A 16,124-nucleotide genomic window follows, 5' to 3' on the forward strand; every position below is an offset into this window, starting at 1 on the left:
TCAGGATGAAGATCTGTTGGAGATCAATAACCCTACATGGGAAACTGGAGTGAATACCTTTGGTCAATTTTCTAGTGGTTCTGCTTTAAACTTTATCCGCGGTGACAAGTCTGTTGATTTGGCTTTTGATTGGCAATGGATATCTGTTGATCAGGCCAATACAATTACAAGTGTAGACTTCTATGTAACCTGGAACGAATCCTATATTAACATAAATGGTGATGCTGCAGTAGCGAACCATGGTAGTGAGTTAGTAGCAACACTTACTCCTGCAGGTAATAGGGAGAATATTAGTTTCGGCTTAACACAAGATGATATATATGCTGCTTTTTCTAGTGCAACATATGATTATGATGACGGTGTGGATGGAAATTCAATCTCTGTTTTTAGTAACCCAGACAAGCCAACTAGAAATTCTACATCTCAGCCCTTTATTGACGGTGACAGCTTTAGTTTAACGTGGTCATTAACTGGTGCTGATGGTCGTGTGTTTGAAGCATGGTCACCAAATGTGTGTACAAGTGTTCCTGGTTCCAACTGCTTAATTAACTGGATTGTTGAGTGTGGCCAAGAATTGGCAGACCCTTCACAAACATTTTCTCTAGCTATGCAAGATTCATATGGTGATGGTTGGAATGGCGGAGCAATAGCCGTTATTGTTGATGGAGTTGCTACAGAATATACTATATCGAGTGCTCAAGGCGCTGCAAATGATGTAGATGTAACAGTCCCTGATGGAGCAACTAGCGTTCAGTTTGAGTATATTTCGGGAGATTGGGATTCGGAAGTTACATTTTCTATTACTACCGAAAAAGGTAATGTTATTGCAAAATATGGTCCATCACCGCCAGTTGGAATACTTACCCTGGATTTATGTGTTGAGAACGAGTAATCATAAAACATCTTGATTGTAAAGGTGCGGTTAATACCGCACCTTTTTTATTTAAATGAAACTGCAGTCTATTTAGATGTTGTTAATATCATTATTTAAAACATTTTTTCCTCTTATAAAACTTCCTTGCCTTTAGCTCGTTCTTTTTTATAATTTTGCAGGCGAATGAATTTTTTGTATCCTCAGCTCCTCTTCGGTCTTTTAGCGCTATCCATTCCTATTATTGTTCATCTTTTTAATTTCCGAAGAACTAAAAAGGTTTACTTTTCAAATACGAGGTTTTTAAAGAAAGTAAAAGAGGCAAGCAGCTCTAAGTTGAGAATAAAGCATTATCTGATTTTACTCTCAAGGTTACTGTTCATCTTCTTTTTAGTACTGGCCTTTGCACAACCGTACTTTCCTTCAACTAAGGATGGTTTTGTTTCTAACCAGGTGGCTATTTATCTTGACAACTCATATAGCATGAGCAATGAGGCAGATGACAATCTCTCTGCTTTTGACTTGTCCATTGGTTTTATCAATAAATTAATAGGACTGTATCCGAGCTCTACAAAATATAAACTCATCACCAACGATCTTGAAGCTGCATCAAATACATATAAAAGTGGCTCAGAAATTTCAGAGCTGCTTACAGAGCAGCAGATGACTGGGGTTACCAGAACTACTGAAGAAATAAATGATCGGGTAAGCCTCGATACTGAAACAATCAAGCCTGATGTTTTTTGGCTAAGTGATTTTCAGTCATCTACATTAGGCACAGACCAGGCTATTCTGGATTCTACTACTGAAGTAAATTTGGTGCCTTTACAGTTTACGAGTGTAAACAATGTCTTTATTGATTCCATCTATTTGGATAATCCATTTTTGATTGGAGATCAACAGCTGAAGTTAAATGTCATTATTTCAAACAAAGGTGAGGTTGACAGAAATGACATGAATATCAAAGTATTTATTGATGACTTGCAGGCGGCTACAGCTACCGTAGGAATTAAAGCCAACGATTTTGAAACCATCACTTTCGACCTATCATTTAACAGTAATAAGTGGAGCAAGGGAAGAATAAGCATTGAAGATTTTCCAGTGACTTTTGATAACGACTTCTATTTTGTGTTTAACAATTCAAGGAAGATCAATGTATTGGAAGTTCATGAAAATAATCATGAGCGTTACGTTCAGAGCGTATTCGGAAATGACAAGTTATTTAATTTCACCTCTCAGAGTGTTGATAATCTTGATTACAATCTGGTGAGGCAATCTGATTTAGTTGTAGTTAATGGACTAATATCTATTAATGGACCATTGGCGGAAACATTAAACAGAAGAGTGCTTGAAGGTGGCCAGATTTTCATTGTTCCAACTGAAGATGTTGATATCAACTCTTATAAGCTCGTCAGTGGTTTGCAGTTTATCGAACTTGCAGAAGATCGCAATGAGATGTCTCTCACTACTCCCGATTTTGATAATCCATTCTTTGCTAACATTTTTGAAGAGCGAAACCAGCGAGTAGTAATGCCTAAAGCCAATCCTTTATTGAATTTGGGCAGTGATAGAAATGCCCTTTTGAATTTTGCTAATGGCCAGACCTATTTAACCAAGGTAAACCAGAGCATATATATATTGGCCTCTCCATTGACTAATGAGTTCAATACCTTGCAAAATCATGCGCTCTTTTTACCGATAGTTTATCGCATGGCAGTATCAAGTAGTAAAGATATAGGTAGACTATATTACAGTGTTGATGATGACTATGTCAACATACAAACGGACTCATTGCTATCTGATAATGTTTTTAAACTGTCAAGCGAGCAGGGCGAATTTATTCCTTCTCAAAGATTAAATAATAAGTCAGTATTACTTGAGATACCCAAAAATGAATTAGAGGCAGGGTATTATGATGTGAAAATCTCAGATGAGATAGTAACAACCCTGGCTTTTAATAATTCACCAAAAGAATCAGATTTGAGACAAACTGCTGTGGATGATTTGAACCAGTATTTTCAAGGTAAGTATGAAGTTATTAGTGCCGCAGATGAAGCGAGCTTCTCTAAGGCAGTGGAAAGCAAATATATAGGTCAGCCTTTGTGGAAATATGCGATAATGCTGGCTTTGTTATTTTTGTTAATTGAGGTTTTATTAATCAGGTTTTTTCCCTAACTCGAAGATATTATGACAAAAATCTTAATCAAATCGATTAAAATTCTTGATAAAGAGTCGAGCCATCATGGTAAGACTAAAGATGTATTAATTGAGAATGGTAAGATCAAAGAAATTGGTAAGATAGATACCAAGGCCAATGAGGTACTAGATGGTAAAGGAAGAATTTTATCTCAAGGTTGGGTTGACATGCGAGCTTGGCTGGCAGATCCTGGGTTTGAGCATAAGGAAGATTTAGAATCAGGAAGAGAAGCAGCAATGGCAGGTGGTTTTACCCATGTTGCAGTACTACCTAATACAAAACCAGTAACACAATCTAAGAATGATGTAGCCTATGTGCGGGCCGGAAATCAAAAGGCACTAACACAACTACATCCAATTGCTGCTGTAACACTTGATGCCAAAGGCGAAGATCTTACAGAAATGATTGATCTTCATGAGGCGGGAGCAATAGCATTCTCTGATGGATTAAAACCTATTTGGCATTCAGATATTTTATTAAAGACTTTACAGTACCTACAGAAGTTTGATGGCTTATTGATTGATAGACCTGAAGATATTCATCTGAACATGTTCGGAGTGATGAACGAAGGAATAAACAGTACTATGCTGGGAATGAAAGGAATGCCTAACCTTGCTGAAGATATCATAGTCCAAAGAAATTTGGATATTCTGGCTTATGCCGGGGGCCGACTTCATATGACTAACATATCCACACCGCATGCGCTGAGTCTGATTAAGAATGCTAAAAAGAAAGGCTTAAATGTTACTTGTGACATTGCCTCTTATCAAACATCTTTTGACGATAGTGCTTTGCATGATTTTGACCCTGCTTATAAAGTAAATCCTCCATTTAGAACAGCCGCTGACAATAAAGCAATTACAAAAGGCTTGCAAGATGGTACCATAGATGCAATTGTGAGCTCTCACATTCCTCATGATGAAGAGTGTAAGAAATTAGAATATGATCTTGCCGATTTCGGTATTAACGGCCTGCAAACAGTTGCTACAGATATAGCTAGGCTCTCAGAAAAAGTTGAAATGGAATTACTTATTGAGAAAGTAACATCAGCACCAAGGAGCCTATTAAAGTTAGAATCAGGAACCATTGAAGAGGGAAAATCAGCGGACTTAACAGTTTTTGACCCAAATGCTGAATGGACATTAAATGGTAAATCGAACAAATCAAAATCGGTAAATTCTCCTTATTGGAATCAAAAGCTAAAAGGGCAGGCTGTAGCAGTTTTCAATAATGGTCAATATCAGATAAACAATGCTTAACAAACTAAAACCTATTTATAGTGTGCCTCTAAAATATGGGCTCATTGGTTCTTTATTGGCCATTGTATTAATAATTGCACTATTTTTTATGGGCAAACACCCTTTGCTTATTCCTATTTTCTTTGATTACAGGATTTTGCTATTCGGCTTATTTATCTTCTTCGCACTTAAAGAATACAAAGACTACTACAATAATAAGATTCTTCAGTTTTGGCAGGGAATGGTCATTGGCATTGGTATTTATGTGATCATCGGTTTGGTGGTTGCTATTTTTGTTATATCATTTTCTAGTGTCGTCCCAGATTTTCATAATTCTTATATTGAAGGCACACTTCGAGGTCTTGAGCTTGACAAGGAGCAACTTGTTGGACAGGGAAAAATAACCATTAGTGAAGAAGAGTTTGAAAATCAGAAGCAAATGCTCAAAGCGTCTCCCACCTATGTTCTAGGCATAGATTACTTTATAAAGAGCTGTCTTTTAGGTTTTTTTATAACCATAATAATGGCTGTAATTCTTCGTAGGTCCGAGAGTAGATTTACCAGCTAGAAGCTTACAAAAACCTTTATTTATCCAAATAGCCATTCAGCGCCATAAAAAACCTTGCATGTCATGTAATTTTGAAAGGTTAATTTGAACTAATACATTTAGTGTACAAATTCAAACAACAACCTAAAACACAAAAACAATGGAAGAAAATTTAGAAGCACCCACCGTCAAATCTGTGGCCATGAAATGGGGTCTAATTCTAGGATTAATCTCAGTAGCATTTTTTCTGATTATCACCTTAGGAAATTTACAGGCAGTATCTGGAATTAATTGGATTGGCCTTATCCCAAGCATCATTATTATTTACTTGGGTCATAAAGAGTTCAAAGATAATGGGGACGGTTATATGTCATATGGTCAGGGTCTTGGATTAGGAACATTAACATCATTGATCTCATCATTGGTATCCTCAGTGTTTGCCTATGTTTATATCAAGTTCATTGATACTACCTATTTCGATACAGTAAAGGATATTCAGATAACCCAAATGCAGGAAAATGGTATGAGCGACAGCGAAATAGAAACAGCGATGGGTTTTTCAGAAGGCTTTATGAATGCTGAAGTAACATTCATTTTTGGTATCGTAATGGGGGTATTAGCAGGCTTTATATTATCTTTGATCGTAAGTGCTATTACAAAGAATAGCAATCCAGAGCTCGAATATTAAGTATGCATAAAAAGAATATATCGGTAGTGGTTCCACTTTTTAATGAGGAAGAATCACTCACCGAATTATGTGATTGGATAAGCCGTGTGATGCAAACGCACGGCTTTACTTATGAAGTGATTTTAGTGGATGATGGCAGCACGGATAAAAGCTGGGAGGTTGTCAATACTTTATCACAAAACAATAATAATATCAAGGGCATAAAGTTCAATAGGAACTATGGTAAGTCTGCTGCCCTAAATACAGGATTTAAAAAGGCTAGCGGAGAAGTGGTTATTACCATGGATGCCGACTTGCAGGACAGTCCTGATGAAATACCTGCCCTGTATAAAAAAATAAAAGAAGACGGCTTTGATATGGTCAGTGGCTGGAAGAAGAAGCGCCATGATCCTATCTCTAAAACCATACCTTCAAAGTTTTTCAATTTTGTAACAAGGAAAATATCTGGTATTAAACTACATGACTTTAACTGTGGACTGAAGGCATATAAAGAACAGGTAGTGAAAAATATTAAGGTTTATGGTGAGATGCATCGCTATATTCCTGTAATAGCCAAGTGGAATGGCTTTACAAAAATTGGTGAACAGGTGGTTAACCACCACGAAAGAAAGTACGGTACTACAAAGTTTGGTTTGGAACGCTTTGTTAATGGTTTTCTTGATTTGCTATCCATAACGTTTGTAAGCAAGTTTCAACGTAAGCCGATGCACTTTTTTGGGCTTTTAGGCTCATTATCCTTTTTCGGAGGATTCGCCATTACGTGCTGGGTGGTAGGGGTTAAAATTTACAATTTACATTATAAACTTCCCGCCAGAGATGTGGTTGATCAACCATTATTCTTTTTAGCGTTGGTCGCCTTGGTAATTGGTGTTCAGCTTTTTCTGACTGGCTTCTTAGCAGAAATGCTTGCGATGAAATCTAATTCATCAAAGGATTATTTAGTGGCAGAGCAGATTGGCCTTGATTAATGTTCTATTCTGTAATCATCCCCGTTTACAATCGCCCTCAGGAAATTGATGAGCTTCTTGAAAGTCTTACCTACCAAACCTATAAAAACTTTGAAGTACTTATTGTAGAAGATGGCTCTTCAGATAAGTGTGATCATATTATTCCAAAATATCAGGAGCAGCTTAAAATAACCTATTACTTTAAGCCTAACACAGGCCAGGGTTTTAGTCGAAATTATGGATTTGATCAGGCCAAAGGTGACTACTTTATTGTCTTTGATTCAGATTGTATTATACCAAAGCATTATTTTCAGGCAGTGGAAGACTATTTGAATGATAATCCTGTTGGTGCATATGGAGGACCTGATAAGGCCCATGAAAGTTTTACACCAATGCAAAAGGCCATTAGCTATTCAATGACTTCTCCATTTACCACCGGAGGCATTCGAGGCAATAAAAAGCATTACGGCACTTTCCATCCTAGAAGCTTCAATATGGGCATATCCAAAGAAGTTTATGCCAAAGTTGGAGGCTACAAAATTACCCGAATGGGTGAGGATCTGGAGTTTAGCATGCGTATGATCAAAGCCGGCTATCAAACGGCTTTAATTGAGGATGCTTTTGTTTATCATAAACGCAGAACAAGCCTTTCTCAATTTTATAAGCAGCTTCACTTCTTTGGTAGAGCTAGAATTAATGTGGGTAGATTTTACCCGGAAGAAGTGAAACTGCTTCACTGGTTTCCAGCTTTATTTACACTTGGTTTTTTGAGCCTGCCTTTGCTGTACTTTATTTTTTGGCCATTAGCTGCAATGGGATTAGGAGTTTATCTTTTGTTTTTAGCAGTCAACTTTTCAAGTTCATTGGCCAAAAATAAAAGCCTCAAGGTCGCGATAATAAGTATGGCTACATCCTTTACTCAACTCTATGCCTACGGCATTGGATTTCTCACTGAAGGCTGGAGAAAGCTATTGAAGGGGTGATGTTGTAATTTTTAAATCCCTTGCCGGACATGTTCCGGCATCTCTTTTTAATGTTCTAGCTCTTCGCAGGAGGCTCCGGAATAGATCCGGGGAGGGTACTGTAACTTACGAATTCAAATATTCTATTAAACCATCTTTGATTCTTTTATAAGTCTCTATTTGTTCCTGCTCATCGGCTTCAAGCAATGTCATTCTAAATCCAAGAAGGTCTGAAGCAAAGGCTGAAATAGGTACCACACATACCTGTTTAGCAGCTAAAAGGTAATAAACAAACCTCTTATCAAAAGGCATATCGTCAGCTAGCCAATTATCAAGTAAGCTTTTTACCTTCTCATCTTCAATCACCATGCTTTGGTCTTTATGAAGTACATTTTTCTTGAAAATGATGGTATTATAAAAAGCCCCATTGGTAAGGTTGAATTGAATGCCTTCAACATCAGCAAACATCTCTGTCAAGTACTTACTGCGCTGACCAATTTGCTCATTGGTTTCCTTCAAAAATTCAGTGTAGCGAGGATCACTCATTACTTTAGGTATTGCACGTTGGGGTAAAGTGGTAGAACTAACTTCTATCATTTTAGCATTGTCAATGGTGCTGCAAAGCTTATTGAAATCTGAATCTGATGTTCTATTATAATATTCTGCCCACCCGCAACGTGATCCTGGCCATGGAAATTCTTTTGAAATTCCTTTCAATGAAATGCCTGGCACATCACCTATAACTTCAGCCATTGAAGCTGTACTAGCATTATTATACACTATGTTTTGGTAGATTTCATCAAAAATGAGAAATAGATCGAACTCCTTAGCAATGGCAACAATGCGCTCCAAAATATGTCTAGGATAGACCATACCTGTTGGGTTATCTGGATTTATAACCAGGATACCAACAATACTTGTATTGTACTTAACTTTCATGTACAAATCATCCAAATCTGGATACCAGGAATTCTCAGGATCGAGATTATAGGTGACTGGATGTGCATTGGCATGAGCGGCTTCTGCTGAAGAGTGCGTAGAATAAGCAGGAGACGGTCCAATTACCCTGGCACTAGGCGTTAAAAACTGATAAATCTTAGCAATAGCATCTCCAAGCCCATTAAAGAATGTAATATCATCAACACCAATTTGAGTGCCTTTGAGCTCGTTATTTTTCTCAGCAAGAAATTGCCTTGTCTCAATCAAGCCTTTTGAGTGACTATAGCCATAAGTCTTGTCATCTCTCAATAGCTCAATGATGGTTTCTTTCATCCATTCAGGAAGTTTTCTGTTCTTCTGAATCGGATCACCAATATTCTCCCAATGGATAGTATAACCTAAAGCTTGAAGCTGTTCGGCCTTTTTGACTATTCCTCTAATTTCATAACTGAGCTCATCTGCCCCCTGACGCAATAGATTTTGACGCATACTGCAAAATTTAAAGCGTTGAAGCTAATAAGTTATTGCGTCAAAAAATATAAAAGAATAGAAATATTAAATGAAACTAAGATGCTCCATGCGAATTAACATGGAGCATCTTCTTTTTAGTGGTTTAACAGATAGGTTAAGCCAAAGTGTAGATTTTTGAATACGGTGTTTGTTTCTAAATAAGGAGAAAACCCATTGGTTGACTCATATCTAAAAATGTATCCCAACTTTTTGGATTGAAGTCCAAGCTCAAAAAGCAAACCCTGTTCATGACCTCTCATGAATTCATTTGCTTTCTCACCGTCAATTTCCCTTTTGACAGCAACTCCATTATTTAAACCTGCTCCAATAAAGAATCTGGAATTACTTTTTGAAGGGAACCTATATCTCAAAGTTGTTATTAATTTTATTTGACTGACCTTGAAAAAGTCATCAATGTTATAACTTCTGTAAAGCAAATCATTACTAATAGACCATGAACGATTGCTTCTAGGTAGAAGAACATCAAATGAAAGGCCTAAATATGGTGTTATTACAGCATCTGGATTTGTATTTACTTTTCCATAATCATTGCCTTCAAGGCTCATTTTTGTATTTATCGCTCCAGCGCTCAATGCCAAATTTAATATTGCCTTTTCTGTTGGTTTGACGTAAGTAGACTTATTTTGTCCTCCACAGTTGTTATAAGCTGTAATCAGTTTTACAAAGGTTTTTTCTTCGTAGCGTGCTATCCTGTGTTTGTAAGTAACTGAAGGGCAATCTGCAATGGCTGCATCAAGTTGTGGTTTCCAATAGTCCAAATTAACAACTCCTTCTTTTACAGTAACACCTTGATATTCCTCAGTAACTTTCTTTTTACCTATTCTTAGTTCTTCTAGCCCTTTTCCTCCATCTATTACGAAATGTTCTCTAGAATTTTCGTCTGTAATAGTATATAAGCTTAGTTTACCTTTAATAAGAAGTCTAAGGAAAACTGTATCCAGTTGAACTCCGGTTTGATGTCTCCCATTTACTACATCACCATCTTTCAGCGAACTTTTATCAAGTTCCATAATAGCACTTTGATACCATTCTTGGCTTGATTCAATGAAGAAGCCCTTAATTTCAGTAGGCGAATAGCTTGCAGCAGTTCCCTCTGATGTTTGATAATTAATGTTTTGAGGGTTCTTCTTCCAATCATTATTTTCTATTTTGGCTGGAATTGTATCTCCCTCATTTGTAATAACAAGACCATCCTCGAAGTCTTGCTGTGCATACGAATACCATGTAGGTATTAAAAAAAGTAAAGTAAAAATGTACTTATTCATAGTGGTAAAAAATTTGAAGGCGCAAAGGGAATAATAAGATTGGAATTATACTAGTCTATGTAAGATAAGACATAAAATAGAAGAGAAAAGTATGGTTTTATATCCTTAACAGTCTCAATTTATTAGTGATGACTTTCTTTGCCGTACTTTTTCAAGGCAGTATCAACATCTAAAATGGGTACTCTGAAGTTGCCGTCATGCTGATTTTCTTTGGCATAAATGTCCAGATTATAGATGTTATAGGGTTTGTCATCAAGATCGAGTATGATGATATCAAAAGTAAAGGCCGTTTCACTTTCAGCAATAAACCAATGCACATTATCTTTTTCATCAGAAATAGAAGAAGATTCCCCAATGCCAATAGTCTTGTCTATGGTAGGTTTGATTAGCATACTATAATCCTCAACACCCAGGTTGTCATAATGCCTGAGGCGCATTTCGCCTTTAAGGACAAGGTGAGCAGAGGACATGTTGGCATGTCCATGTGGGATGATGGCTCTATCCTTTTTCATCCCAAAAATTTTTTTTACAAAAGCAGTTCTTTCTGGTAGCCCATCCAGTTTTGGAAAGGTTACTTTTCTGGTGTTCACCCCAAGGTCAGGATAATCAAAGCTTTTTACCAGCTGCTCAAAATCAATGAATTTCAAAAGATCATCAAGCGGTATGCTATCAAATAATGACTCGATTTGACTTTGCCATTCAGTAACAGATATGGCTGATTTTCTTAGATCATTGCAATAATCATTGAGCTCAATCGCCCAATGTTTTGTGATTGGAAGAATGTGTTTGCCAATAGCATGAGTTTGAAATAGGGAGCTCATGAGGCCATAGGACATTAAGGCCTTCAATGATTTCTCGGTAAATGCTCGCCTGTTCACCTAATAAAGTTACAAGATTTTAGGGTTTATTAAGGAATTGGGTTTTGCTCATTTATTATATCCAAAAGCTCGTTGTTTTCTCCTGTCATTTCTAAATGCCCCAATGATATTGGAATGTTTCCAATGCCGTTTAGCTGATCAAAGAATTCCTTCACTTTGAATTCTTCACCCTTAGATTCTTTGAGTTTAGCATAGTCCTGCATGGCATCTTTCAATAAGTACTTTCCAGTAATGTAACTGCTGCCATATCCTGGCTGGCGCATGTAAAGATGCTGCTCAAATAAAAGCAATTCCTTTTCTGTTTTCATCCAACCTCTTGGCGTAAAATCAGAGTGAATACCTCCTGCTTCTTCCATAGTCATTTCGTTGGCATGTGCATACAAAGAGCCTAACCCTCGTGCAGCGCGTTGTGCAATCATGATATAGACAATCTCCCTTGATCTAGGGCTGTCATTATAAAGTCCCGCTTCCATAAACATTTCTTCAACGGCAGTAGCAGTACCTTCATTTCTTGAGTCAAAGATATTATACAACAAAGGCTCCCTTCTTATTACACTTTTGTGCGGTTCGTTATCCATTCTTGCCAGCTCAAACCAATGATAAAAATGTGAATAAAGTGGTCGCTGATCAAGGTGTGCAGTTATCCAAAAGAAGTTTCTTGTTTCTTTTGGCACGTAGCGCCCTAAATGTTCTCTTAAAGCAGGCTCCCAGTAATCTTTAACAGTAACAATATCCTGATCTTTTAAAAACGTCATCAAACTGGTAGCTGAGGCTTCTGCCATTGCAGCATACTCTTCTTCTGAACTGGCGTCATCTAGCTCTGGTAGGTTTCTGTTATTGTGCTCTTCCAGCTTCAAAGAAGTCCAGGCACCTGCCAATTCATTTTTTAAGATCATCACTTCGTCTTCCCAGGTCAAGGGCACCAGATGGACATTTTGTAAATACCAGGTGTAGTTGTCTTTGCCTATACCTGAGGGACCTGTTTTTGAAGAGGATTGGTCAGTAAGCCATTCAGCCAATTGATCAGTTGACTCAATAGCATTTTCTATTGCAGATACCAGTTCAGTATCCGTCTTTATCCCTTCAAAGGTTAGTATGTTTTTAAGATCTTCACTTTGGGTTTTTATATCCCTAATACCGGCTATCCATAACTCTTTGGCATTTCCGGTAAGGTTAGATTTTGCCTGTTCGTTAAGAGGTTCAATTACTTTAATGTCTGCAATAAATTTGTCTCTTTGGTCTCCGCTCAAAGGAAAGTCATAGGTCCAGACTTCAGTAGTCATGTGATGGGTTGGTCCCTCGTGAGCAGGCACATCACTTCTTTCCATCCATACAGTTTTATAATAAGCAGGGTCGCGTTCCCATGGTTTCAAAATATTGTGATTGAAATCATAACCATTCATTTCTGCCCACACTATGTACCAGTCCACCTGCTGGTTTGTTGGCCAACCAGATTTGTCTATTCCATTTAATTTAGATTGCAACGCTTTGAACTCGGACCATCTCTTTTCAAAAGTTGCTTTAGTGTAATCAGGAGCACCATCTTTTATGGGAGGTTTTTCAAATTCCCGCCACTCTTTGAAAAGAGACACTAGGTCATCATAACTGTCAGAGTTGTAAGCGATAGTTGCTTCTTTAGGTTTTTCTGATTGTGGTTGACAACCTAAAATAGTTATTGATAGAATTACTAAAAGAAGAGCGGAGTTTCGTAGCATGTTAAAATATTTGATTTGAAAACTGTAACCCAATTTGGTCAATTATTCTTACAATTCTACAACCGTTCATACATTTTAGACATGACAATTTCATATGCTATGTTGTACCTTTCTGTTCTCAATCAGTAAACCTTATGATCAAGAAACTTACTCTGGCTTCATTCTTATTAATATCAATGACACTATGCTTTGGCCAAAAGCTGGATATGTCATTAATAAAAAACTTAAAAATCAGAAATGTTGGTCCTGCCAATATGAGTGGACGAATTACCGCTATTGATGCACTAACTTCTAACCCAAAGTTGATCTATGTAGGTGCTGCTTCTGGAGGCGTTTGGAAGTCAGAGAATGGAGGCACAGCCTGGAAGCCAGTTTTTGATGATCAGCCTACACAAAATATTGGGGCAATTGCCATTCAACAAAATAACCCCGATGTGATGTGGGTAGGAACAGGGGAGGGAAACCCACGCAACTCTATGAATTTGGGTATGGGTATTTTTAAAAGTCTTGATGGTGGAAAAACTTGGAAGCACATGGGGTTAGAGAAGACGAAAACTATTCACAGGATAATAGTTGATCCGCAAAATTCTGATGTAGTTTATGTAGGTGCGCTAGGTGATCCTTTTACACCTAATGAGGACAGGGGTCTATATAAAACCACTGATGGCGGACGAACATGGGATAAGATTCTATTTACAAATAATCAATCAGGCATAGCAGACATGGTGATGGATCCTAAAAATCCGAATAAGATGTTTGCTGCCATGTACGAGCACAGGCGCACACCTTATTATTTTACATCAGGAGGCTCAGGCTCTGGATTGTATGTAACTATGGATGCAGGTAAAACATGGAAACAACTAAATAATGAAAATGGATTACCAGAAGGAGAATTAGGAAGAATTGGTCTGGCCATTGCCCCAAGTGATCCAAAAAGAATTTATGCCAAAGTAGAAGCCAAAAAGAATGCATTATATCGCAGTGATGATGGTGGCGAAACCTGGAAAATGATTAATGACAATCCGAAATTTACTAACAACAGACCTTTTTACTTTCAAGAGCTGGCCGTTGATTCAAAAAATCCTGATAGACTATATAATATCTATCAGCCGTTGAGTGTGAGCTATGATGGTGGTAAGTCATTTGATCCCACGCCTATGATTCCTGCTGATGAAACTAAAGGTATCCATGCAGATTTTCATGCCTTTTGGATGAACCCTAACGATCCTGAGAATTTCATTATTGGAGGTGATGGGGGAATAGGCATTACTAATGATCATGGTAAGAGTTGGTATTTTCCTGAGACCATTCCAGTGGCGCAATTTTATCATATTAATGTAGATAATGATATGCCTTACAATGTCTACGGTGGCATGCAGGATAACGGCAATTGGTCAGGTCCGGGATACACCTGGAAACGTGGAGGAATAAGAACCCTTTATTGGCAATATTTAGTTGGTGGCGATGGTTTTTACATTTCGCCAGACTTAGATAACAGTCGATTTGGCTATGGTACCTCTCAGAATGGCGATCTATACCGATATGACAAACTCACAGGATATTACAGTAGTATAAAACCGCATGCGCCTGATAAAAATACTACATTAAGATTTAACTGGAATGCTGCTTTTGAGAAAGATCATTTTGAGAAGAATGGGGTTTATTATGGATCTCAATTCGTTCATAAGTCATCAGATAAGGGATCAACTTGGGAAATTATTTCACCTGATTTATCAACCAATAACCCTGAGCATCAGAAAGGTGATTATGGTGGGTTAACCTTAGATATCTCTGGAGCGGAGAATTACAATAGCATTTTAACTATTGCCGCTAGTCCGCTAGATAAGGATGTGATATGGGCAGGAACTGATGATGGACAGGTTCAACTAACGAGAAATGGAGGCAAGACCTGGAAGAATTTGACAAAGCAGGTAAAAGGACTACCTAATGAAGCATGGATAGCACAGATTAAAGCCTCAAGATATGATGCAGGTACTGCATGGATGGTTGTGAATAACTATAGAAAAGGAGATTACAGGCCATTTTTATTTAAGACTGAGGATTACGGAAAATCATGGAAACGACTGGCCGATGAGACAAAGGTCAAAGGTTATGCCTTGTCAGTGATGCAGGATGTTAAGGAACCAAGGTTGGTTTTTCTGGGAACAGAAAATGGCCTTTGGGTAAGCATTGATGAAGGCGATACCTGGGAACAAATGAAAAATGGGTTTCCATCAGTGTCTACTATGGATATGACCATTCAGGAAAGAGAATCGGCATTAATCATCGGAACGTTTGGACGAGCTATATGGGTGCTGGATGACCTCCTTTCACTTAGAGAAATTGCAGCCAATAGACTAAATCCAGAAATTACCGCATTGCCAATGAATGATGCTGTTCAAGTGAAAGGATTATTCATAGCTCCTCCAGGGAATATCTGGACGGGCTTCCATACCACCTTTGAAGGAGAAAATAGAGTATTCCAGAAGACTGAGATTCCATATTTTATACAAACGCTAGGTGATACATCTGCTTTTATGACTGCCAAAATTTATAATGGTAAGGAGGAATTAATGAATACTGTAAAAGCCAAACCTAAGGAAGAAGGACTAAACTATCTGATTTGGAAATTGGATGAGCAGTCTTCCAATTTGCCTGACGCCTGGATACATGAAGAGTCTAGGGGTATACCAGTTTTGCCGGGCGATTATAAAATTGTATTGAGTTATGAGGAGGCCGAGACTGAAACTACAGTTAAGGTGATCTCTGACCCAAGATTTGATCTGAATCCTGAAGTAGATCAGAAGTTGTATGCATATCAAAAGGCCATTGATGTCGAGGTTGAGAAATTATCAAAAGCGCTGTTGTCTATTGATGAGAAAATGAAGTCAATTGATAAAATAATTAGGGAGCTAACTGATGCTGGAAAGCTAGAGAATGATTCCTCAATTACTCAGTTGAAGGAAATGAAAGAAAAGTTAGAGACTTTGAGAGCTAAAGGACAAACACCAAGACCTAAGCGACAGGTAGGAGCGTGGCAGTCTTCTGAAACTACGCCACATAGTAAGGTTAATGATGCCTTGATGGTGGCTATGTCAAGAGTTAGAGTACCGTCAGAACAAGAACTTCAGCTTATTGAAGAAGCCAGAGGACTTGTAAATGAATTTTCTGATCAGGTTAATGAATTCATGAATAAAGAGTGGAAACCTTTCGCAGATGCATACAACGCCTTGGATCTAGGATTTAAAAAGCTTGAGTAGTCCTAAAAAATGAATGTCATGCCGGAAAATAAAGGTTTATATTATTAAAACCTTTATTTATCCGGTATCTCAATTCTACTTTACAA

Annotated in this window: 12 protein-coding genes; 8 read left to right on the top strand and 4 right to left on the bottom strand. The window is 37.7% G+C overall.

Translation table 11 applies throughout. From position 1 onward, the window contains the following. The 7 genes from E1140_RS21580 to E1140_RS18690 form a co-directional block, all read left to right on the top strand. A partial coding sequence (locus E1140_RS21580) for a hypothetical protein (RefSeq protein WP_221412724.1) occupies positions 1-892 on the top strand: 892 nt, incomplete at its 5' end. Positions 893-1,057: 165 nt separating this feature from the next. Continuing rightward, positions 1,058-3,046, top strand: a complete 1,989-nt coding sequence (locus E1140_RS18665; protein WP_155187684.1) for a BatA domain-containing protein — start codon at positions 1,058-1,060, stop codon at positions 3,044-3,046. A gap of 12 nt (positions 3,047-3,058) precedes the next feature. Further along, positions 3,059-4,327, top strand: a complete 1,269-nt coding sequence (locus tag E1140_RS18670) for a dihydroorotase (protein WP_155187687.1) — start codon at positions 3,059-3,061, stop codon at positions 4,325-4,327. Further along, positions 4,320-4,874, top strand: coding sequence for a DUF4199 domain-containing protein (locus tag E1140_RS18675; protein ID WP_155187691.1), 555 nt, complete (start codon positions 4,320-4,322; stop codon positions 4,872-4,874). The genes E1140_RS18670 and E1140_RS18675 overlap by 8 nt, the downstream gene beginning before the upstream one ends. A gap of 139 nt (positions 4,875-5,013) precedes the next feature. After that, entirely contained in the window at positions 5,014-5,541 is a 528-nt protein-coding gene (locus E1140_RS18680) for a DUF4199 domain-containing protein (protein ID WP_155187694.1), read from the top strand. A 2-nt stretch (positions 5,542-5,543) separates the two neighbouring features. Further along, the gene (locus E1140_RS18685) at positions 5,544-6,509 is read left to right on the top strand and encodes a glycosyltransferase family 2 protein (protein ID WP_155187697.1); all 966 of its coding nucleotides are present in this window, start codon (positions 5,544-5,546) and stop codon (positions 6,507-6,509) included. Further along, positions 6,509-7,471: a glycosyltransferase family 2 protein gene (locus E1140_RS18690; RefSeq protein ID WP_155187700.1), complete on the top strand. Its 963-nt coding sequence runs from the start codon at positions 6,509-6,511 to the stop codon at positions 7,469-7,471. Before E1140_RS18685 ends, E1140_RS18690 begins: the two co-directional genes overlap by 1 nt. A gap of 105 nt (positions 7,472-7,576) precedes the next feature. Here the strand turns inward: E1140_RS18690 and E1140_RS18695 are convergent, their stop codons facing one another. The 4 genes from E1140_RS18695 to E1140_RS18710 form a co-directional block, all read right to left on the bottom strand. Next, positions 7,577-8,878 (bottom strand): pyridoxal phosphate-dependent aminotransferase, encoded by a 1,302-nt coding sequence (locus E1140_RS18695; RefSeq protein WP_155187703.1) that lies wholly within the window; start codon positions 8,876-8,878, stop codon positions 7,577-7,579. A 116-nt stretch (positions 8,879-8,994) separates the two neighbouring features. Further along, complete coding sequence (locus tag E1140_RS18700; protein WP_155187706.1) at positions 8,995-10,185, bottom strand: hypothetical protein; 1,191 nt, start codon at positions 10,183-10,185, stop codon at positions 8,995-8,997. A 122-nt stretch (positions 10,186-10,307) separates the two neighbouring features. Further along, positions 10,308-11,006 carry a hypothetical protein gene (locus E1140_RS18705; RefSeq protein WP_221412725.1) on the bottom strand — a complete coding sequence of 233 codons (699 nt, stop codon included), beginning with the start codon at positions 11,004-11,006 and terminating at the stop codon, positions 10,308-10,310. 86 nt (positions 11,007-11,092) lie between these two features. Continuing rightward, complete coding sequence (locus E1140_RS18710; protein WP_155187709.1) at positions 11,093-12,778, bottom strand: DUF885 family protein; 1,686 nt, start codon at positions 12,776-12,778, stop codon at positions 11,093-11,095. Between the two features lie 134 nt (positions 12,779-12,912). Between E1140_RS18710 and E1140_RS18715 the strand changes: the two genes are divergently transcribed. Then, positions 12,913-16,038 (top strand): WD40/YVTN/BNR-like repeat-containing protein, encoded by a 3,126-nt coding sequence (locus E1140_RS18715; protein ID WP_221412726.1) that lies wholly within the window; start codon positions 12,913-12,915, stop codon positions 16,036-16,038. Positions 16,039-16,124: the final 86 nt, after the last annotated feature.

The sequence above is a fragment of the Fulvivirga lutimaris genome (genome assembly GCF_009711525.1).
Taxonomy (GTDB): Bacteria; Bacteroidota; Bacteroidia; order Cytophagales; family Cyclobacteriaceae; genus Fulvivirga; species Fulvivirga lutimaris.